The following is a 21,207-nucleotide window of genomic DNA, read 5'->3' as shown; positions in this document are numbered from 1 at the left end:
TTAAAGATGTGATTTTTTAGCGTTTTCTAAATGAAGTGATATTATTTTTACAGCTTGTTCCTCATCTCGTTGATGCATAGCTGACACCAAATTAAGATGTTCTTTCATAATTTCATTCAAAGGTCTATTTAAACCCACAAGATCCATGAAGGATAAGATTTTTGCAGATTTAAAAAGCTGGTATAATGTTCTATTACCACAATTTTTAGCAATAAACTCATGAAAATATCTATCTATCTTATAGAAAACGTAGTTGTTTTTTGGACCATTTTCAAATGGAACAAGAAGATTCCTTAAATCATCAATTTTAGATTGTGGCGCGTTACGGGTAAATAATTTTACCGTCATTGTTTCCAACGCTATTCTACAATCAAACATTTCTGCAATTTCTTGTTCACACAATTCCCTAACCAGAAGACCACTATCCAAACTCCCTACCAGTAGATTCTCTTGTTTTAGCTGAAGCAGCACAACTGGTATGGTATCGTCTTTAATATTTAAGGTGTGCGATAGCCTATGTTCAGTTATTAGCTGACCAGGCGCCAATTTCTTGGTGACAATCAACTTTTTAACTTTACCGTATGTCTCTTGAAATACTTCTTCTGGTAGGCTAACCATTAATTCATTATAATTTGTTACTTAAAAATAATCTTTTTAACATTCCAATTCCTATAAATTTTTAGGAACTCTCGCGAATTTTCTAGAATCTTCTTTTGTAAGCACCTTAAAACCTTCTGCTTTTTCTAGCGCACTGAACTTACTAAGTAAATCATTAGTTAAGCCTGTAAGCTTTCTAGCTTTTAAATCTATCCACGCACCCATCATTTCGCAACGGGCTATATTCTCGCCTTTATGATTATAAAAATTATGATGAAACTCAAAAAACATTCCATCTTCGCTTAAACCCATAATTTCTAAAGAAACTTTTATTGGCTTGCCAGGAAATGCTTCTTTAAAATAATATACATGCTCATAAAACACCACAGGTCCTATTTCATGGGCAGCCATTGTCTTATGATCAAAACCTTGCTCTATTAAAAAAGCCATACGCGTATGGCTCATAAAGTTAATATATGCCGAATTGGCCAAGTGACGGTTTGCATCAACGTCGCTCCATCGTATCTCAAAATCTTTAAAGTACATATTTATATTTTTTGTTATGCATGCATAATACCCCATAAAAATAACATAGTTTTGAAATCTAAGAAATAAAGAACACCGTTTTTTATAGTTATTTTTAAGTCTCTTTCAAAATTCATATTGTTATGTCAACAAAACCTGCTTTCATAAAAGAATTATCATTACCAATAGTTGCAGCTCCAATGTTTTTAATTTCTGGACCACAGTTGGTCATTGAATGCTGTAAAAATGGTATTGTCGGTACTTTTCCTGCTTTGAACCAACGTTCAACTGAAGGATTTGAGGAATGGGTTATTGAAATTAAATCTGCCTTAAAAACGTTTGAAGAAGAAACAGGTAAAAAAGCTGCACCGTTTGGTGTAAATCTAATTGTGCACGCAACAAACCCAAGATTAGAAGCTGATATTAAAATTTGTGTAAAACATAAGGTACCGTTAATTATTACTTCACTAGGTGCAGTTTCACAAGTTGTAGATACTATTCATAGTTATGGCGGACTGGTTTTTCACGATGTTATTAAAAAACGTCACGCAGAAAAGGCGGCAGAAGCTGGTGTTGACGGATTAATTCTTGTTGCAGCTGGTGCCGGAGGTCATGCGGGTAACATTAACCCAATGCCATTAGTTGCAGAAATAAAGAAATTTTTCCATAAAACTATTCTACTTTCTGGTTGCATAAGTACTGGTAGAGATATTGCCTCTGCATTACAAATGGGCGCGGATTTAGCATATATGGGAACTCGCTTTATTAATACCAATGAAAGTAAAGCCACACCAGAATATCGCCAAATGATTATTGATGCCGGTGCTAGCGATGTGGTTTATACCGCTTCTATTTCTGGGGTACATGCCAATTTCCTTAGTGCCAGCTTAAAAGCTGCAGGTATTACGGAAGATGATTTAAAAAAAGATGTAAAAATAGATTTTGGAAAAGAGCTAGATACTGAGGCTAAAGCATGGAAAACCATTTGGTCGGCAGGGCAAGGTTCTGCTCTTATTAATGATTCTACCTCGGTAACCGAATTGGTATCCCATTTAAAAACTGAATTTAAGGAGGCCGTTGAAGAACAAATAAAAGTATTGGAAACTTACCCAAAGTAAATTCAGAAATTTAGCTTTTATATAAAGATGCCTTTAATAGATTCTTCATACAACCCGCCTTTATTTTTTAAAAACGGACACTTGTCTACCATATATTCTGGACTGGTAAGAAAGGTTGAAAATCTAGAACAAATACGCATTCGTATTACTTTGCCCGATTCTGACTTTTTAGACACCGACTGGAGTTATGGAAAATCTCCTTCAAACAAACTGGTAATAATAATTCATGGTTTAGAGGGTAGTACAAAACGGGCATATATAAAGGGAAGTGCTAAATTATTGACACAATCTGGCTTTGATGTTTGCGCCATAAACTTAAGAGGATGTAGTGGTACTGCAAATAAGCTCTTTCGCTCTTACCATTCTGGTGCCACCGAAGATTTACAAGCGGTCATTGAACATGTATTACAATTAGATGAATACACTAGCATTTATTTACACGGTTTCAGTCTTGGTGGTAATCTGTTACTAAAGTACCTAGGTGAAGAAAGACAATTACCTAAAGAAATTAAAGGTGCGGTTGCTATTTCCGTTCCTTGTCAATTAGCAGATTCACTTCACCAGTTACTTCAATTTAAAAATGCATTGTATGCTAGAAGATTCAGAGGAAACCTTATTGACAAGCTAAAACTAAAACAAGAGCTCTTCCCTGATAATATCTCTGATACCGATATTGACAATATTAAAACTCTTAAAGACTTTGACGACATTTATACGAGTAGAGCACATGGCTTTAAAGATGCAATGGATTATTACACAAAGAGCAGTAGTCTTCAATTTTTAGAAAATATTACGGTCCCAACGCTAATTATCAATGCTCTAAACGATTCTTTTTTAGGATCTGAATGTTACCCTATAGAAATTGCAAAACACCACAGAAACCTTTATCTAGAAATACCAAAATATGGGGGTCATGTTGGTTTTTATGTCAGTAACAACTTTACATATGCAGAACGCCGTACATTAGAATTTTTAGAGAATCTCGCCTAAAACAAGCCTCTTAAATAGAACAGATATAAATTGATATCACAAATTTGTTAGTTGCTTACTATTATTGGTGAAAATCCATAATACAACCTTATTAAAATATACTGCAACCCCGCAAAAATTCATATATTAGTCGCTCATTTGATAGACAACATTTAAAATATAGAAAAGGTATGCGCAAATTATTCACTTTATTAGCTCTTAGCACATTGATTATCAGCTGCGGAGAAAAGAAAGAAGAGAAAAAAGAAGGTTTTGAAATGAACAGAACCAAAAAAGAAGTTAAAGCTGAAACAGCAAGCCAAAGTGTACCAGTAGATTTAGATAATAAAGGTGTTGGTCCAATAACTAGTGTCAAATTTGACGATACTATTAACGAGGAAATGGCTGCTGCCGGTAAAGAAAAATTTCAGGCAATTTGTACTGCTTGTCATATGGCAGAACAACGTATGATCGGACCTGCATTAAAAGGGGTTTACGAGCGTAGAAGTCCAGAATGGGTTATGAACATGATTATCAATCCTGATAAAATGTTGAAAGAAGATCCAATTGCAAAGGCATTATTGAAAGAATACAACAATGCTATTATGCTTAATCAAAATTTAAATGAAGAAGAGGCGCGTAACTTAGCAGAATACTTACGTACACTCTAAATTAAAACGCCAACCTAATACCGAAAACCCTTTCATAAATATGAAAGGGTTTTCTTTTTTTAAGCAACTCCCATTATCTTTATAAAAAGTATGTTTTCACCACTTTTTACGACCAAGTAGAGGTAATATGAAATAATCGAGATATGCAAAACGATAAAATAAAAATAGATATAGTTTCTGATGTAGCTTGCCCTTGGTGTTATGTTGGTAAGAAGAGATTAGAGAAAGCAATAGCGCAGTGGGATGGTGCCGAAATAGAAATAGAGTGGCATCCTTTTCAATTAGACCCTAATATTCCAAAAGAAGGATTGGATAGAGACACATACTTAACCAACAAATTTGGAAGTCTTGACGGTCCGCTTGAAATGACAAACCGCTTAGTAGAAAGTGGGAAAGAAGAAGGTATTACTTTTAATTTTGGTAACAAATGGTTGGCAGTAAATACCTTACCATTACATCAACTATTACATATTGCAGGTGAAGAAGGATTTAAAGATGAATTGAAAGAACGTTTTATGAAAGCTTATTTTGATGAAAATCTTCTTTTAAACGATGTTGATGTTTTAAGTTCCATCATGTCTGAATATGAATGGTCTGCTGAAAAAACACAGAATATACTTAATGATGACGCTATCGCATATGCGGTAAAACAAGAAATTGCACATTACCAACAACGTGGTGTTAATAGCGTTCCATTTTTTATAATCAATGATAAATTTGGTATTAGTGGTGCACAACCACCAGCTGCCTTTTTAGAAGCTTTTCAACAAGTGGCACCTTTAAAAATTATAGGTATAGGAGACAGCTGCGACCCTAGTACTGGAGCTTGTTAATTTTAAAACTAATATAAAACTGATAAATCAAAAGATATGAAATCATCATTTTCTGAAATAATAAAAGGGGAAACTCCAGTTTTAGTAGACTTTTTTGCTGATTGGTGTGGACCATGTAAAACGCTTGCTCCTATTTTAAAGGAAGTAAAGGGAGACTTAGGCGACGCTATTAAAGTCGTTAAAATTGATGTAGATAAAAATCAAGCTTTAGCTTCTCAATATCAAGTTAGGGGTGTACCTACTATGATTTTGTTCAAAGATGGCAAGCAAGTCTGGAGACAGTCTGGAGTAGTTCCAAAAAACGACTTACTACAGGTCATTAAATCTAACTAGTAAAATTTTAAGCATACTGGACTAGGCAAATCAACCTGGCTTACAAAACTTAGGGTTCCATTCTCTAAATCCCTTTTAAAAACAACAATGTTGTTGCTTCGTTGATTTGCTACCAGTACATATTTTCCTGAAGGATCAATAGTGAAATTTCTGGGCCAATCTCCTTTTATAGACTCTCTGCCCACCAATTTTAGTTTTCCTGTAGTATCATCTATTTTAAAAATTACTACAGTATTCTCACCTCTGTTGGTACCATATAAAAATTTACCATCTGGAGATAAATGAAGATCTGCGCAATAGCTATCTCCTTCAAAATCTGACGCTACCGTATCAAGGGTTTCAATACCATAATATTTATCTCCATCTTTTTTAAATACGGTAATGGTAGAATTCAACTCATTAATAACATAAAGATATTCTCCGTTAGCAGAAGTTACAAAATGTCTTGGCCCAGCACCTTCGGCAACCACCAATTCTTTCTGGTTACTTGCAACGAATTTTCCATTCAATTCACTGTATTTTTTTATTCTGTCTAACCCCAAGTCTGACACAATTAATTCATCATTTAAAAACGATGCCATGTGAGCGTGTGCCGTCTTACTTGTATCTATACGCTTTTGATCAATTACTTGAGGAGACGGTTTAAGACTCCCATCTTCTAAAGCATTATAAATCGCTACATTTCCGCCGGTGTAATTGGCAACGGCAACTAATTTTCCATTTTCACTAACACCAACATAACATGGATTAGCACCATAAGTAGACTGTTCATTAACCTTAACAAGGGTTGTATCTTTAACTGTAAATGTGGTAATTGAACCATCATCCTTTTTGAAATCATCTACCTCGCTTACGGCATATAAAGAACTTCCGTTTGTAGAAAATGCTATATAAGAAGGATTTTTAATTTTTGCAGCTACTACTTTATTTTTTAATTCCCCGGTATCTAGATTGAAATTAAATCTATAGATTCCTTCACTATCACCATCCGTATAGGTTCCTACGAATAGTACCTCTTCATTTTTAACTTCTTCCACTTTACAGCTGTTTATAATACATAATGTGGTAATAGTTATTAAGACTACTACTATGGCTTTATATTTCATCCTTTAAAAATAAGAACAATTTTTACACGCAACACTTATGTCGTAACAAAAATTGCTTTATTAAATGATTAGAACTTAGCCTCTAAAAGTGATGTAAAATCAATATAATCTAAGGTCTATTTATGGGTAGCTTCTAAAACTACAGCAGGAGCAACACCAGCTTTATAAGCTTGTAACCAACGTTTAGCACATAAACACCATTTATCACCTGCTTTTAGACCTGGAAAATGATACATGGGCAACGGAGTAATTAAATCATTTCCTTGATTTTTTGAGTATTCTAAAAATTCTTTGGTCATAACGGCGCATACTGTATGTGTGCCGCTATCTTCTAGTCCTGTTTTGCAGAAACCGTCACGATAAAAACCAGTTAGTGGCTCGTAACAACAGGCTATTAATTTGGTATTTAGAACATTAACTTCCATACTTTAAATTTTAAAGTTTCTTAATGAATTATCAAGGTAAATAATTTCTATACCATTAAAATCATTCATTTTCAAATCGAAATAAAATCACAAACAATATCATGTTTAAGACAGCATAAAATAAAGAAGGAAAAGATAATATAAATGGGTCTTTAATTTTAACTCTTACCATAAACCCAATAGCCATTAAAACCGCCAAACCTAAACTTGCTAATATTGCCCAATTTTTTGAAAAAAAACCAAGTAAAAGACCTAACGAGCCTAATAATTGAAGTAGACCTACCAAAACTCTAAATTTCTCTAAATCATATCTTTTAAACTCTAGAACCATAAAATTCGAGAACAAACAACTGATTCCAAAAAACAGAAATGATACTCCCGAAAATATGATAATCGCCTTGGTCAACCACATGTATTCTTTAAAATTTGTAAATAACATATCCAAGTTTAAAATATTTTGTTTAATTTTATTTCAAATATATTAAACAAAATGGATTATATCAGTATTCTAGCCAAAGTAATTATCTTCATATCAATTATTAATGTGTGGTTTTTTCGCTTTAATAAGAAAACAATGTACAGAGGAGGTGACGCTTCTTCAATGAAAGAAGAATTCGCCGCTTATGGATTATCAGAATCTACTATGTATTTTATTGGCGCCTTAAAAGTACTTAGTGCTCTAGGCTTTATAGTTTCAATCTGGGCACCTATGTTAACCCTACCTTCTGCCGGTTTAATGGCAATACTAATGGTAGGTGCCATATTAATGCATGTAAAGATTAAAGATTCACTAAAACAGTCAATGCCCGCAGCAATATTCCTACTACTATCTCTTTTTATTATTAGTCAATCCTACATGGTATAAATGGCTAAAAAAGATATGCTATCCTTGATAATTTAGAATCTTATAAGTAGCACCCATATATTAAAATAGATAAGATTTTATGTAACAAAACCTCCAAATTCTCTACATATAAGAAAGATATGACGATGGGATTCTCAGGGCATGCAACACAAGTTTTAAAGTCAAATAGACTTTTACTTAAGAAAAGTAGAAGCTTTAGAGAATTACGTAAAGATTATATTGACTACTCACAAGAAACAAAACTTCACTTTAAAGAACTAACCGATCTCGAGCGTAAAGTAGTACGTGACAAAATAAGAGCTCAAGCCAAAAAAGATAACATACAAGAAATAGGTTTTTATATACTTTCTCTAGCTATTGTCTTAGGAGTCTTTTACGCTATCTATCATTTTTAAGTAACAACAATAACTAAAGTAAGGTCTTCTATAAACCCCAAAGTTTAAATGGGTTTTTGGTTTCGGCATCTTTTGTTTTAGAAAGAGGCTTGTTTACCATAACCTTATATGTTGGGTCTTCCATAACATTTACCTCAATAATTTCTTCAGCATCAGCTAATAAACGAATGCAGTCTTTACTTAAATGACGTAGATGAAGTTTTTTACCAACTTTGGCATATCGTTCTGTAATTTTATTCAAGGCTTCTATACCACTCATATCAGCAATACGGCTTTCTTTAAAATCGATAATTACTTCACTTGGATCTCCTTGAACATCGAATTTTTCATTAAAAAGTGTTGTAGAACCGAAGAATAAAGGTCCGTAGATTTCATAATGCTTAACACCAAATTCATCAACGTATTTTCTAGCTCTAATTCTTTTAGCACTTTCCCAAGCAAATACTAGTGCTGAAATTATTACTCCTATCAAAACTGCCAACGCTAAATTGTGTAAAATAACCGTAATTAAAGTTACCAAAATCATTACAAAAATATCTGATTTAGGCATTCTTCTAAAAGCTTTAAAACTTGCCCATTCAAATGTACCTACCGATACCATTACCATAACCCCTACTAATGCAGCTATAGGAACAAGTTCTATTACAGGTGCTCCAAACAATATTATTAACAATATAGTTAACGCAGCAATTATACCAGACAACCGAGCTCTTGAACCAGCGGATAGATTCACCAATGTTTGTGCAATCATTGGACAACCACCCATTCCTCCAAAAAATCCATTCAATATATTTGCTCCTCCTTGAGCCAAACACTCTCTGTTACTATTACCTTTTGTACCAGTAATCTCATCTACCAAGTTTAACGTTAGCAATCCTTCTGTAAGTCCAACTGCTGCCATTATTAATCCGTACGGTAAAATAATTTTAAAGGCTTCTAACGTAAAAGGAATAGTTGGTATATGAAAAGAGGGTAAAGACCCACTAAGCGACTTTAGTTCTTCTCCAGGTAGCGTATCTTGATTAATGATATCCACTACTTGTTTGGTATCAATATTTAAAAAATACACCACTATAAAAACCACAATAATCCCTATTAATGAAGCTGGGACTGCTTTGGTAATTCTAGGAACAAAAACAATTATTGCAATTGTAAATAACACCAAGCCTACCATAGTGTACATGGCAGTACCGGTAAGCCAAACTGCAGCATCTCCTACGCCTACCTTAAATTGGTCCATTTGGGCCATAAAAATAATAATGGCCAAACCATTAACAAACCCAAACATAACGGGCTGTGGTACCAAACGAATAAACTTACCAAGCTTTAAAAAACCTACAATCAACTGAAATACACCTGCCAAAGCAACTGCTGCAAAAACGTATTCTAGACCGTGAGAATTCATTAGTGCCATTAGTACAACCACGGTCGCACCTGCTCCACCAGAAATTAATCCTGGTCTTCCACCAAAAATTGCAGTAACCAATCCCATTATAAAAGCACCATACAAACCTACTAATGGTGAAAATCCTGCAAGAATTGCAAACATCAATGATTCTGGAATCATTGTCATAGCGACCGTTAAGCCCGCTAAAATTTCATTTTTATAATCTACCTTCTGTTTGAAATCGAATAAATTGAAAACCTTCGCCATGTTCCTCTAACTTTAAAGGGCGCAAAAATAGTAATATTTACTGGCCTCACCACAAACCTGCTAATTATTACCAAATTATCTGTCTACCAGTCTTTTAATCCCAATAATCTTTCTCCTAACGGTGATAGTTTAGCAGTTTCATATTTGGTTTGTTCCCATTTACGCGGATCACCCGGAAATGCATACCCATCAGGGGCGATTTTGTTCTTCCAAGAGTTGACTCTCCAATTACGCATTTCTTTATTTTCTGGCTCAGCCGGCATCATTGAAATGTACTGTGCTATCCTAACTTTATCTTTAGATTTATTAGGTCTTATACCATGTGGTTGGGTACTATTAAAAATCAATAAATCTCCCGTATTCATTTTTACTTTTACAATTTTATCTTCCAAACCATCTAAAGAAGGTTGAAAACGGTCTCTATCATCTGGTTGTGATAATTTCCAAGAATCATAATTGCGGTACAACCATGGTATACATTGAAAGCCACCCATATTCTCATCATCTTGATCAGCCAATGCCAATACTCCTTGAACGTTTTGTGGTTTGGTCTCCGGATCATAATCCCAATGAATAAATCCTTTCTTTTCTACTCCCTTAGGTAATGGAAAATTGAGATTGGCTCGATCAATGGTCACCCATAACTTTTCTGTTCCCCATACATCTACAAATGCATCATATATTCTTTGCGTTTGTCTATTGTTCCATAAATGTTGATGGTTGTAAACCTCAACCATACCCGTTCCCGTTAATTCTTTCATTTGCATTTCTGCTCTTGGTGGCGCGTACCATGTTGAAGAATCTGTAGGATTCTTTTCATCAAATTCCCAAAGAAAATCAGCGGTTGCTTTTGCCTGGTCTAAAGGCACTGCATTTTTAATGACAATGTACCCGTTCTCTATCCAAAATTTCCAATCCTCTTCGCTGAGTACACGAAGTGAATTTCCATTAGAACGATCATTTAATTTTTGTTTACTACTAGTTGCGGTAGATGGATTTCCTGGGATATCTTTGTGTGCTTTATTACCTTGCTCTACAATATTTTTAGTCTGTTTCATAGTGTTTGATTTAAGTTATTGTTCATAACAAAACTATTGAGCCTTAGCAACTTAAACCACCGTAATATTGACCATAATTTGAACAATATTGATTTATAAAACCCTAAACACATAAATTATCTGCAATTTTGTTACATTTATCGAATGAAGATTGAACTAGAAACCATCGATTCTAACTCTAAAAGTCCGTTCAGACTTTTGCACGACCCCAAGTTGAGCCATCTTTTCTTTTGGCATTTTCATCCAGAATATGAGCTAGTATATATTGAGAATGCAAATGGAACTAGACATGTCGGCGACCACATTTCTGAATACGAAGAAACAGACTTAGTTCTTATTGGATCTAATATTCCCCACTTAAATTTCGACTATGGCGTCAATACAGATTATCGTAAAGAAGTTTTACATATTAAACCCAGTTTTAAGAACACATTTGTAGACCCTTTACCAGAATTACAAAGCCTAAATAGATTATTAGATTTATCACGCTACGGAATTGCATTTCATGGCGAAACAAAGAAAGAAGTGGGTAATTTATTAAAGGAACTGCACACTCTTAAACCTTTTGAATATTTTATGGCTATTATGAGTATTCTTAAAAGATTGTCGCAAAGCAATGAGTTCGAATTACTTCATAAGAAGCCTTATAAAAATAGATACAGTAAAAAAGAGCAAAGCAGAATACGTGATATTTATGCACTAATTGATGAACGTTACCAAGGTAAAATTTCTGTAGATGAAGTTGCTAAATTCTGTAATTTAACGAAACCAGCGTTCTGCCGATATTTTAAAAAAGCTACCGGCAGTACTTTTATAGAATTCTTAAATCAATATCGTATTAGCCAGTCTAAACGCATGTTACTTACTGGAAAAAATGTAACTGAAACATGCTTTGAATGTGGTTTTGAAAGTCTTTCTTATTTCAATAGAACATTTAAGAAAGTAACAGGGGAAAATCCATCTGCGTTCAAAAAAAGATTGCACACCAGTTAAATGAAGCATCATTATAGGCAATAGAGGAAACTTATAAAGTGAGACCATATTATTTTTAGAAAAATATTATTAATCTGTACAGCATAGCACATTTGCGACACTGTTTAGTTTCTAAAAAACAACCATGGAAATCTTTGATCCACTTTCTTTGAAAACCGTTTTACAAATGTGTATTGCGGCTGTTTTCATCTATTTATATATTATGTTCGTTACTAGAGTAACCGGTAAAAGAACATTTGCAAAAATGACAAGTTTCGATTTTGCCGTTACTATTGCAATGGGGTCTATTCTTGCTGATGCAGTAAACAAACCTGTTTCTAGTTTGATGCCTGCAATTGTCTCTCTTGCCCTATTGGCAGGATTACAAGCCATATTCGCAAAAATACTATCATCTTCTGATACGGCTCAAAAAGTTATAACAAACACTCCCATTTTATTAATGAAGAATGGTGTTATTCTTAGAGAAAATTTAAATAAAGCTTTGGTAAGTCAAGCTGATTTAATGGGGAAGTTACGAGAGGCTAATGTTTTACAACTATCCCAAGTAAAGGCAGTCATATTTGAAACAACTGGAGATATTTCCGTTTTACATTCAGAAGACCAAATAGATATTGATGCTATAATTATGGAAGATGTTAAATCTGATACTTAAAAAAAATGCCCTATTCAAATTGAATAGGGCATTCTTAAGACAATCAACTTAAAAACTATTTTGCTTTCTTCCTTTCAACATTCATTGTTGGGTTAGAAGATTTACTTCTCTTTTTACTCTCTGCACTTTTACTAGACTTCAAATACTCTTGGTAACCCCTTCCTTTAAATTCGTAAGTAGTTCCACTATCTGGGTGATATAATTCTATAGTGCTATCGTTTATTACATATAGTTCAAAATAATCATCACCCATAAAATTATAGTCTAAAGTCAATGTTTTCAATGAATTATCACCCTGAATATTGTACACTTGGTAATCACCTTCAAAATCCCATTGTAAATAAGAAATATTCGTATTTGGGGCATCTAAAGAAGACCTGAAAAAACGTGGTAAAAACTGTAGGTAATTTTCATTATCAAAATCATTTAATGCACCTGTTTCACTGGTATAGATTTTCTCCCAAGCATCATACTCTTGTATGAAGTAGTTGATATTATCATAGAATACCGTGTTATAATCAAAATTATTAATCTGGTACCCTTTCAAATAATAAGAAGTATCTGTACTGGCATCATACAACTCAATGGTATTATTATTAACCGCGTAAACTTCTAAAAACCAAGACCCGTCAATATCATGATCTATATCTACTGTACCTCTTAGGGTACCATAAGTACCTACATCAATACCATAGCCACCACCTGTTTTACCTATACCAACAATGTTATTATTAGCATATAATACGCCGCGATCAAAAGAAACCGTAAACGCCCTTTGTAAAAAAGGAACCTCACCATTACCACGTGTTGCATTGATATCTACATACCAAAGGTCATAGCTTTGCAAAACTTGATCTGTATTAAAAGCTGACTCTTCTATAAAATCATCTTCAATAATTACCTCTGTATAACAAGAAACCATTAAAGTGGCCAATAGGAAATATCCTGTGAGTAGTTTTATTGTTTTCATATGATTTGATTTAAAAGATTATCTACCTAGAAACAATCTCTATGCCAAAATTTAAATAAGACTGATACTAATCATATTATGAGCATCTAAATATTTGGTAAATTTGCACCATGAACAAGGATGCGAAATTTGCGGTTTTAGGAGGTGGAAGTTGGGCTACGGCTATTGTTAAGATGTTGACCAACAACCAAAAACAAGTAGGTTGGTATATGAGAAATACCGATGCTATTGAACATATAAAAACTCAAAAACACAATCCAAATTACCTTACTTCGGTTGAATTTAAACCTGAGCAATTACTCTTAACCAGTGATATCAATGAAGCAGTCGACAATGCAGATGTTTTGATTTTTGCAATTCCTTCTGCCTTTTTAGTAGGTGAATTAGAAAATTTAACATCTTCTCTAAAAGACAAAATTATTTTTTCCGCTATTAAGGGTATCGTACCTGAATCTGGATTAATAGTTGGCGAGCATTTTCATGAAGTTTTTAAAATACCATTTGATCACATTGGTGTTATTACCGGTCCATGCCATGCAGAAGAAGTTGCTATGGAACGCCTTTCATATTTAACGATTGCATGTGCAGATAAAGAAAAAGCCCAACTGATAGCGAAAAACTTATCAAGTAATTACATTAAAACGAATATTAGTAAGGATATCATTGGTACAGAATATGCCGCAATGCTAAAAAATATATATGCTATTGCAGCTGGAATTGCCCATGGTCTGGGATATGGAGATAATTTTCAAAGTGTATTGATGAGCAATGCAATTCGTGAAATGAAGCGATACACTAAACGTATTCATAACCTGGATCGTAACATTAATAAATCTGCCTACTTAGGGGATTTATTGGTTACAGGATACTCCATTTTTAGCCGAAACAGAATGTTCGGCAATATGATAGGTAAAGGGTACACGGTAAAAAGTGCACAAATGGAAATGAGTATGATTGCTGAAGGATATTACGCAGCAAAAAGCGCTTATAACATTAAAGAAAACTTCAGCAAAAAGGTTAAAACACCTATTATAGATGCTGTTTATAAAGTTCTCTATGAAAATAAGAATCCTAAAAAGGTTTTCCACGATTTAACCGACAAACTAGATTAAGGTCTTTCTAAAGAAAAATCTGAATGCTCTTTTAATTCTGCGTTCAGCGTTTTTCTCCATTCTTCAATTTTAGCATCATCTACCTTAAACTTACTTTGGAAGTCCGCCATTAGCGGCTCCATTAAGGTTCTAATACTTTCAATATCGAAATATAATCTACCCGTTCTTCTTATAAAGAAGTCCATTGGGTTCTGTACCATTTCATAATCAATACCAAATGCTAATTCTGCTTTAGCTAAACGAACATATTTATCTTCGTCAACTAATGTAGCGTAAGTTTCAAGGATCTTAGAGGTTTGTTTACCATAATTAGTTACTAAAAACCAAGCATCATGTTTGGTAAACCCTTCTTCTTTAATTTCACTATACACCTGATCAATGTATTTTTTAACGTGTTTAAATTTCTTGAAATTATCATTTCCACTTAAAAATATCTTCTCGGTGTAGCAATCTTTTAATTCGATATCATGTTCATCCTCCATCTTTTTAGCAATACGGTCTACCACTCTTTCTGCCATTTTACGGTAGCCTGTCAACTTACCACCAGCAATACTTATTAGGCCCGTATCTGATACAAAAATCTCGTCTTTTCTTGATAATTCTGAAGCAGATTTACCTTCTTCATGTATTAAAGGACGTAAACCTGCCCAAGAAGAAACAATATCATCTAACTCTAAATTAATATCTGGAAACATGTTATTTACCGCTGAAATTAAATAGATGGCATCGGCTATGTTTGTTGTTACCTTGTCTTTATTATCATTATAGTTTGTATCTGTAGTACCAACATAGGTGATTTTACCTCTAGGTATAGCAAACATCATTCTACCGTCTGGAATATCAAAATACACAGATTGTTTAACCGGTAATTTCTCATAAGGGAATACCAAATGCACACCTTTGGTTAAATGAAGTTGTTTCCCTTTTTTAGAATTGTTTAAACTTCTTAAATCATCTACCCATGGGCCAGCTGCACTGATCACATATTTAGATTTAATCGTAAATTCTTGACCTGTAACCTCATCTGTTGCTTTTACTCCGGCAACTTTCTCATTTTCATATATAAACGCGTTCACTTTGGCATAATTCAACGCCTGTGCTCCAAATAACAAACTTGTTTTAATGTTTTCAATAGTTAAACGGGCGTCATCTGTTCTGTATTCGGCATAATATCCCGCACCGTTTAAAATTTTCTTAGGTAATAAGGGCTCCAACTTCATAGCCTCCTTCTTTTCTATCATTTTTCGTTTATCGTCTCCAGATACCTGAGCCAGAATATCATAAACTTTAAGACCAATAGATGTTAACCATTTACCATAAGAGCCATTTTCAATTAACGGTAATAACATCTTCTCTGGCAATACCAAATGTGGCGCCAATTTATGTACAATTGCACGTTCAGAACCTACTTCTTTTACCAACCAAAAATCGAACTGCTTTAAATAACGAAGACCACCATGAATTAATTTGGTTGACTTACTACTAGTACCAGAAGCAAAATCACCTTTTTCCAGCAAAGCGACCTTTAATCCCCGAGATGCGGCGTCTAATGCTATTCCACCTCCAGTAATTCCACCACCAATAACCACTAAGTCAAAATCTTCAGATTTTAGATTATCTATTGTTTTTTGGCGTTCCAAATTGGTGAATTTTATATATTTCATCAGTAGCGATCTATTTAGTTATTTAAAAGGTACTTATATAAATAAAGCAAAGTTAAAGCCCATTACCTCCTATTCTATGCTCTAAAGAATTAAAAAATTGTAAAATTGATTCGTCTACAATTCTTCGTCTTCCCATCCTTTGGTGCGTTCTACCGCTTTCTGCCATTTTTTATACAGACGCTTTCTTTTTACCCTATCAAAAGTTGGTTTAAAGATTCTGTCCATTGGTCGGCTTTCATCAATATCCGATTGCTTCCAAAAACCTACTTGTATTCCTGCAAGAAATGCAGCCCCCATGGCTGTAGATTCAATTATCTCTGGTCTATGAACTTCTGAATCCAAAATATCGGCTTGAAATTGCATTAAATGATTGTTGGCACATGCACCACCATCTACACGAAGGTTTTTAAGTTGAATACCAGAATCATCTTCCATTGCTTTTAAAATATCTTTGGTCTGATATGCCAACGCTTCTAAAGTTGCCTTTGCTAAATGTGCTTTGCCTGTATCCCTAGTTAACCCGAAAACGGCACCTCTTGCATACATATCCCAGTAGGGTGCTCCTAAGCCTGCAAATGCAGGAACTACATAAACAGGATTTTCACCTTCAATAGAGTTAGCCAGTTCCTCCGTATCATTTGCATCTTCTATAAGCTCTAAACCATCTCTTAACCATTGTATAGCCGCCCCTGCAATGAAAATACTGCCTTCTAAAGCATAATTAACCTTACCATCTAAACCGTAGGCAATCGTAGTTAAAAGTCCGTTTTTAGAAAACTGTGGTTTTTCTCCGGTATTCATCAACATAAAACAACCTGTGCCGTATGTGTTTTTTGCAGTGCCCTTCTTAAAACAAGCTTGACCAAAAAGAGCCGCTTGTTGATCCCCGGCAATACCTGCAATAGGAATCTTTATACCATCAATTTCGTAATCGCCAAAATGAGCCGAAGATGGCTTTACTTCTGGCAACATAGATTTTGGTATCTCAAGAACCTTTAACATTTTATCTTCCCATTTTAGATTTACAATATCATAAATCATGGTCCTTGACGCATTGGTATAATCGGTACAATGCTTTTGATCTTTCGTCATATTCCAAACCAACCAAGTATCTATAGTGCCCATCAATAAATCACCCGCTTGGGCTTTCTTTTTTGCGCCATCTACATTATCAAGTATCCATTTTACCTTGGTTCCAGAAAAATAAGAGTCAATGACTAAACCCGTGGTCTTCTTAACATGCTCTGTTAATCCAATTTTTTTAAGGTGTTCGCAAATGTTTGCTGTTCGTTTATCTTGCCAAACAATTGCATTATATACAGGCTCACCGGTGTTTTTATCCCAGACAACAGTAGTTTCTCTCTGGTTGGTAATACCAATACCCACTATTTCTGTAGGTTTCACTTTTTCCTTTTCCAGAAGCTCTTTTAAAACTTCTAACTGTGAGGATAATATTTCTTTTGGATCGTGCTCTACCCAACCAGATTTAGGAAATATCTGCTTAAATTCTTTTTGAACCATTCCTTGAATAGTTCCATCATGGTCAACCAATAAAGCTCTAGAGCTCGTTGTACCTTGATCTAATGATACTATAAATTGCCTTGCCATGTGTTTTTAAGTTATTTCCTTAAATATAGCAGATTTAATACCTAATTCAAATATGAACTATAGAGGTATTAAGAATTTCTATAAAATGAAAAAATAACTTGAAGAAGATTTATCAAGTCAACACACGTACTACATAAAAAAAGGATAAATTTTTAAGCTTAATCTAATTTATAAACTCTTTTTCTACAAAATAAGAAACAATAGCCTCTTTCATTAAAACAGTTTGCTCCCCCGCTTTTAATGTTGGCAATTCTTCAACCACGTTATAATGCGGCCAACCTTCTTCATCAAAAAAACTAAACTCATAAAAACCATAAGGTTCTAAAAGACGACAGATGGCAATGTGCATTAAATCTAATTTATCATCCTTTTTATACTTTCTATGGTATTGCCCTAATTCTTGGACTCCAACTAAATAAATTATAGCATCTAACTCCAAAGGATCACCATCAGAAAACTTTCCAGAAAGCTTTTCCACCAAATAATCCCATCGTTCTTTTAATTGTATATCCCTAGCCATATAAATTTGTTGAGCCTGTAGTAAGGTACAGACCTTGCAAAGGTACAAATCAAAGTTCTATCTTTGTTAAAACACTTTACTAATGGGACTTTTGGATATTTTACTTGGATTACCCTTAATTTGGGGGCTATGGAAGGGATATAAAAATGGTCTTTTTATGGAAATAGCCTCTATTGTGGCATTAGTTGCCGGCATTTTTGGGGCAATCCATTTTTCATACATTACGGGTAACTACCTATCGGAACATTTAGATTGGGATGAAAGAAATATGAGTATTATAGCTTTTATTATTACATTAATTCTCATAATTATCATCGTTAATCTTGCAGGTAAAATATTGACCAAAGTTGCCAACTTTGCCATGCTTGGCTCTTTAAATAAAATTGCAGGTGGAATTTTTGGGGTTTTAAAGGTTGCTATTCTTTTAGGTGCCGCTTTCATATTTTTTGACCGAATGGATAACACATTTGGTCTAATAAAAGAGGAAACTAAACAGGAGTCTGTTCTCTACCAACCAATTAAGGATATTGGAGCACTAATTTTTGATACAGTATTGAAAAGTGAAGTATTGCCAAAAGAGTCTACCGAAGAACCTGTTACCATATAACTACACTGAACGCTAATCTTACTTTTTATACACTTTATCGAATAAGCATTTTTGTTATCATCCTGCATTTAATTTTTCAATAATATTACTATATCGATAACCCAAATCGATTTAGAGAACTTAGAACATTCTCGTTTTTCTTACCTACTACGCTACGCCGAGAGGCTACATAATTAAAAGACACTTATATGAAAATGAGATTGCTTTATGCGGTCCCTGTCTTTTTATTACTTTTTCTTGGTTCTTGCACTAGCGACTCTGTTGATGATACGCCGGTACTTGAAGCTGAAAATGTATTAACTATAGAACAGGACCTTCTAGAAATTGTCAATGAGCATCGATTAAGCTTAAATACCAATACTTTGGAATTTAGCGATGTGGCATACAAATACGCGAACCTTCATACTGATTACATGATATCTAAGGGCAGCATTAGTCATGATAATTTTAGCTCAAGAGCATCTAATATTAATACTGAGATAGCTGTTGAAATGGTAGCAGAGAACGTTGCCAAAGATTATCAAACTGCCATTGAAGCTTTTGAAGGTTGGTATACAAGTAGCAGTCATAAAAAAACCATGGAAGGAGATTTTACTCACACCGGTATTAGTGTAAAGAAAGACGATTTGGGTAATTATTATTTTACCCAACTATTTTACAAGCAATAATCAACTAGCTATTATTACCTAAAAACAGATAATTTTTAACTGCAGTTTAACCCATATGGGTTGACATGGTTCTTTAGTCGGACAAAGTGGGAAAAATCATATTAAATACACTTTTTGACGTTGAAATTTTACTTGTATTTTATCGATGAGGACCGATTTTATCAATAGACGTAGCTTAACGAGTTTTTTGCCCTCTCTATAGATGTTTTTCTTCTTACCATTTACGTTGAGCCTATTTTTGAAACTCAATAAAAAAAGTTTCCCACTTATGAAGTACACATTAACTTACTTAGTATTAATCATTTCGCTATTATCATCTTGTTCTAAATATGAAAACTTTGCAGGATATGACAATACAGAGGAACCTTTAACAAATTTTACTTTAGCTTCTTCTGAATCTCACAGTACTTTAGAAGATGAGCTTTTTGAAATGATAAATGATCATAGAGTTAATTTAGGTTTAAATGCATTGGTATTTGAAAGTACCACCTATTATTATGCAAATCTTCATACGGCCTATATGATTTCTAAAGGAAATACCAGTCATGATAATTTTACCAAACGTGCAGAGAATATTGCAAAAAGGACAGATGCTATATTTATTGCTGAAAATGTAGCAAGAAATTACGATACTATAGAAGAGGTTTTCGATGCTTGGAAAAAAAGTTCTGGGCATAGAGAAAATATAGAAGGCGATTACGATTATTCTGCAATTAGCATTAAACAGAATAGCCATGGTGATTTTTATTTTACACAAGTATTTTTTAGATAAGCTTAAAAGAAACTAATTTTATAAAAGCCTTTGTAATTCAAAGGCTTTTTTTATGCTTAACTTTTAGGTAAAAAATAACGGTTTATTTAACTTTCACTTAAATTCATAAAAATGAGTATACAAGCACCATTTAATCTAAATAAATGGATAGAGGAAAACCGAGCGCTTCTTAAGCCACCGGTAGGAAATAAAAACCTATATAAAGATGCCGGAGACTATATTGTTATGATAGTTGCCGGACCTAACGCTAGAAAAGACTACCATTATAATGAAACAGAAGAACTTTTCTATCAACTTGAAGGCGAAATAGAAGTACACATTCAAGAAGATGGTAAAAAAAGAACCATGCAACTAGGACCTGGAGATATGTATTTACATCCTGCCAAAGTGCCCCATTCCCCTGTGCGTAAAGAAGGTTCTATTGGTTTAGTCATAGAGCGTAAACGTGCAAACATGAATGTTGATGACGGCTTATTATGGTTCTGCGATAATTGCAACCACAAACTATATGAAGCTTATTTTACGCTTCATGATATTGAAAAAGATTTCCTTTCACATTTTAAGCATTTTTACAGTTCAAAAGAATTAAGAACTTGCGATAATTGCGGCACTGTTATGCCTGTAGACGAACGTTTTATAGCTAAAGAAGAATGATAATTGTAGCCAAAATTATTACCGCACTTGTTGCGCTCATACATATTTACATTCTTTGGATAGAAATGTTCTCATGGACCACTACCGGCAAAAAAGTATTTAAAAATTTTCCTAAAGATTTATTTGAACCTACCATACAAATGGCAGCCAACCAAGGTCTCTACAATGGTTTCTTAGCAGCTGGTTTAATTTGGTCATTTTTAATAGATAGTACAGAATGGTCAACAAACGTTGCTCTTTTCTTTTTAGGCTGTGTTACCGTTGCAGGTATTTACGGTGCTATTTCTGTAAGTAAAAAAATATTCATTATCCAGAGCATACCTGCTTTGATCGGAATTGTTTTATGGTCTATCATAAAATTTTCATAGTTTCAATTAGTTCTACTTGTGGATAAAATTCTTTGTATTTTTGTAATATATCTAACATAAATCACGTAAA

The 21,207-nt window shown here is 33.9% G+C and carries 26 protein-coding genes; 15 read left to right on the top strand and 11 right to left on the bottom strand.

The window, feature by feature from the left end; genetic code table 11:
* Together P178_RS0108095 and P178_RS0108090 are read right to left on the bottom strand one after the other, a co-directional pair.
* Positions 1-618, bottom strand: coding sequence for a GntR family transcriptional regulator (locus P178_RS0108095; protein WP_027065747.1), 618 nt, complete (start codon positions 616-618; stop codon positions 1-3).
* 51 nt (positions 619-669) lie between these two features.
* Positions 670-1,143: an acyl-CoA thioesterase gene (locus P178_RS0108090; RefSeq protein ID WP_027065746.1), complete on the bottom strand. Its 474-nt coding sequence runs from the start codon at positions 1,141-1,143 to the stop codon at positions 670-672.
* A gap of 122 nt (positions 1,144-1,265) precedes the next feature.
* Here P178_RS0108090 and P178_RS0108080 point away from each other — a divergent pair, with 122 nt between their 5' ends.
* The 5 genes from P178_RS0108080 to trxA all read left to right on the top strand — a co-directional run bounded on the left by P178_RS0108080 (position 1,266) and on the right by trxA (position 5,046).
* Complete coding sequence (locus P178_RS0108080; RefSeq protein ID WP_027065745.1) at positions 1,266-2,240, top strand: NAD(P)H-dependent flavin oxidoreductase; 975 nt, start codon at positions 1,266-1,268, stop codon at positions 2,238-2,240.
* A gap of 27 nt (positions 2,241-2,267) precedes the next feature.
* The gene (locus tag P178_RS0108075; protein ID WP_027065744.1) at positions 2,268-3,230 is read left to right on the top strand and encodes a YheT family hydrolase; all 963 of its coding nucleotides are present in this window, start codon (positions 2,268-2,270) and stop codon (positions 3,228-3,230) included.
* Positions 3,231-3,400: 170 nt separating this feature from the next.
* Positions 3,401-3,880, top strand: a complete 480-nt coding sequence (locus P178_RS0108070; RefSeq protein WP_027065743.1) for a c-type cytochrome — start codon at positions 3,401-3,403, stop codon at positions 3,878-3,880.
* 143 nt (positions 3,881-4,023) lie between these two features.
* Positions 4,024-4,713, top strand: coding sequence for a DsbA family protein (locus P178_RS0108065; protein ID WP_027065742.1), 690 nt, complete (start codon positions 4,024-4,026; stop codon positions 4,711-4,713).
* 36 nt (positions 4,714-4,749) lie between these two features.
* Positions 4,750-5,046: a thioredoxin gene (trxA, locus tag P178_RS0108060; RefSeq protein WP_027065741.1), complete on the top strand. Its 297-nt coding sequence runs from the start codon at positions 4,750-4,752 to the stop codon at positions 5,044-5,046.
* Here trxA and P178_RS0108055 read toward each other — a convergent pair.
* The 3 genes from P178_RS0108055 to P178_RS0108045 all read right to left on the bottom strand — a co-directional run bounded on the left by P178_RS0108055 (position 5,043) and on the right by P178_RS0108045 (position 7,016).
* Positions 5,043-6,152: a lactonase family protein gene (locus P178_RS0108055; RefSeq protein WP_027065740.1), complete on the bottom strand. Its 1,110-nt coding sequence runs from the start codon at positions 6,150-6,152 to the stop codon at positions 5,043-5,045. The two genes, trxA and P178_RS0108055, sit on opposite strands and share 4 nt — an antisense overlap.
* Before the next feature lie 116 nt (positions 6,153-6,268).
* On the bottom strand, positions 6,269-6,577 hold the full coding sequence (locus P178_RS21655; protein ID WP_036146439.1) for a DUF2237 family protein: 309 nt from the start codon (positions 6,575-6,577) through the stop codon (positions 6,269-6,271).
* 61 nt (positions 6,578-6,638) lie between these two features.
* A complete protein-coding gene (locus tag P178_RS0108045) occupies positions 6,639-7,016 on the bottom strand; it encodes a DoxX family protein (protein ID WP_231500518.1) in 378 nt (125 codons plus the stop codon).
* A gap of 51 nt (positions 7,017-7,067) precedes the next feature.
* On the opposite strand from P178_RS0108045, the gene P178_RS0108040 reads away from it, so the two are divergent.
* A complete protein-coding gene (locus P178_RS0108040; protein WP_027065738.1) occupies positions 7,068-7,442 on the top strand; it encodes a DoxX family protein in 375 nt (124 codons plus the stop codon).
* Between the two features lie 119 nt (positions 7,443-7,561).
* Complete coding sequence (locus P178_RS0108035) at positions 7,562-7,837, top strand: hypothetical protein (protein ID WP_027065737.1); 276 nt, start codon at positions 7,562-7,564, stop codon at positions 7,835-7,837.
* A 28-nt stretch (positions 7,838-7,865) separates the two neighbouring features.
* Here P178_RS0108035 and P178_RS21650 read toward each other — a convergent pair whose 3' ends face one another.
* Together P178_RS21650 and P178_RS0108025 are read right to left on the bottom strand one after the other, a co-directional pair.
* Positions 7,866-9,491: a SulP family inorganic anion transporter gene (locus tag P178_RS21650; RefSeq protein ID WP_051638207.1), complete on the bottom strand. Its 1,626-nt coding sequence runs from the start codon at positions 9,489-9,491 to the stop codon at positions 7,866-7,868.
* A gap of 83 nt (positions 9,492-9,574) precedes the next feature.
* Positions 9,575-10,549 carry a phytanoyl-CoA dioxygenase family protein gene (locus P178_RS0108025; RefSeq protein WP_027065736.1) on the bottom strand — a complete coding sequence of 325 codons (975 nt, stop codon included), beginning with the start codon at positions 10,547-10,549 and terminating at the stop codon, positions 9,575-9,577.
* A 144-nt stretch (positions 10,550-10,693) separates the two neighbouring features.
* On the opposite strand from P178_RS0108025, the gene P178_RS0108020 reads away from it, so the two are divergent.
* Both P178_RS0108020 and P178_RS0108015 read left to right on the top strand, forming a co-directional pair.
* Positions 10,694-11,542, top strand: a complete 849-nt coding sequence (locus tag P178_RS0108020) for an AraC family transcriptional regulator (RefSeq protein WP_027065735.1) — start codon at positions 10,694-10,696, stop codon at positions 11,540-11,542.
* A 124-nt stretch (positions 11,543-11,666) separates the two neighbouring features.
* Positions 11,667-12,194 (top strand): DUF421 domain-containing protein, encoded by a 528-nt coding sequence (locus P178_RS0108015; protein WP_027065734.1) that lies wholly within the window; start codon positions 11,667-11,669, stop codon positions 12,192-12,194.
* Between the two features lie 55 nt (positions 12,195-12,249).
* Here P178_RS0108015 and P178_RS0108010 read toward each other — a convergent pair whose 3' ends face one another.
* Positions 12,250-13,164 carry a hypothetical protein gene (locus tag P178_RS0108010; protein WP_027065733.1) on the bottom strand — a complete coding sequence of 305 codons (915 nt, stop codon included), beginning with the start codon at positions 13,162-13,164 and terminating at the stop codon, positions 12,250-12,252.
* 110 nt (positions 13,165-13,274) lie between these two features.
* Between P178_RS0108010 and P178_RS0108005 the strand changes: the two genes are divergently transcribed.
* Entirely contained in the window at positions 13,275-14,276 is a 1,002-nt protein-coding gene (locus P178_RS0108005; protein WP_027065732.1) for an NAD(P)H-dependent glycerol-3-phosphate dehydrogenase, read from the top strand.
* On the opposite strand, the gene P178_RS0108000 is transcribed toward P178_RS0108005, so the two are convergent.
* From P178_RS0108000 to P178_RS0107990, 3 genes are all read right to left on the bottom strand, one after another.
* Complete coding sequence (locus P178_RS0108000) at positions 14,273-15,940, bottom strand: glycerol-3-phosphate dehydrogenase/oxidase (RefSeq protein WP_036145887.1); 1,668 nt, start codon at positions 15,938-15,940, stop codon at positions 14,273-14,275. The genes P178_RS0108005 and P178_RS0108000 overlap by 4 nt on opposite strands.
* Before the next feature lie 114 nt (positions 15,941-16,054).
* Complete coding sequence (glpK, locus tag P178_RS0107995) at positions 16,055-17,548, bottom strand: glycerol kinase GlpK (protein WP_027065730.1); 1,494 nt, start codon at positions 17,546-17,548, stop codon at positions 16,055-16,057.
* A gap of 163 nt (positions 17,549-17,711) precedes the next feature.
* Positions 17,712-18,068 (bottom strand): hypothetical protein, encoded by a 357-nt coding sequence (locus P178_RS0107990; RefSeq protein WP_027065729.1) that lies wholly within the window; start codon positions 18,066-18,068, stop codon positions 17,712-17,714.
* Between the two features lie 82 nt (positions 18,069-18,150).
* Here P178_RS0107990 and P178_RS0107985 point away from each other — a divergent pair, with 82 nt between their 5' ends.
* From P178_RS0107985 to P178_RS0107965, 5 genes are all read left to right on the top strand, one after another.
* The gene (locus tag P178_RS0107985; protein WP_027065728.1) at positions 18,151-18,675 is read left to right on the top strand and encodes a CvpA family protein; all 525 of its coding nucleotides are present in this window, start codon (positions 18,151-18,153) and stop codon (positions 18,673-18,675) included.
* A 188-nt stretch (positions 18,676-18,863) separates the two neighbouring features.
* Positions 18,864-19,343, top strand: a complete 480-nt coding sequence (locus tag P178_RS0107980) for a CAP domain-containing protein (protein WP_027065727.1) — start codon at positions 18,864-18,866, stop codon at positions 19,341-19,343.
* Positions 19,344-19,611: 268 nt separating this feature from the next.
* Entirely contained in the window at positions 19,612-20,115 is a 504-nt protein-coding gene (locus tag P178_RS0107975; RefSeq protein ID WP_027065726.1) for a CAP domain-containing protein, read from the top strand.
* A 111-nt stretch (positions 20,116-20,226) separates the two neighbouring features.
* Positions 20,227-20,769, top strand: coding sequence for a 3-hydroxyanthranilate 3,4-dioxygenase (locus P178_RS0107970; RefSeq protein ID WP_027065725.1), 543 nt, complete (start codon positions 20,227-20,229; stop codon positions 20,767-20,769).
* A complete protein-coding gene (locus P178_RS0107965) occupies positions 20,766-21,137 on the top strand; it encodes a DUF1304 domain-containing protein (protein ID WP_027065724.1) in 372 nt (123 codons plus the stop codon). The genes P178_RS0107970 and P178_RS0107965 overlap by 4 nt, the downstream gene beginning before the upstream one ends.
* The last annotated feature ends 70 nt before the right edge of the window (positions 21,138-21,207 follow it).

The organism is Maribacter sp. Hel_I_7 (genome assembly GCF_000688315.1).
GTDB classification, from domain to species: domain Bacteria; phylum Bacteroidota; class Bacteroidia; order Flavobacteriales; family Flavobacteriaceae; genus Maribacter; species Maribacter stanieri.
This window is presented reverse-complemented; position numbering and strand designations above follow the sequence as displayed.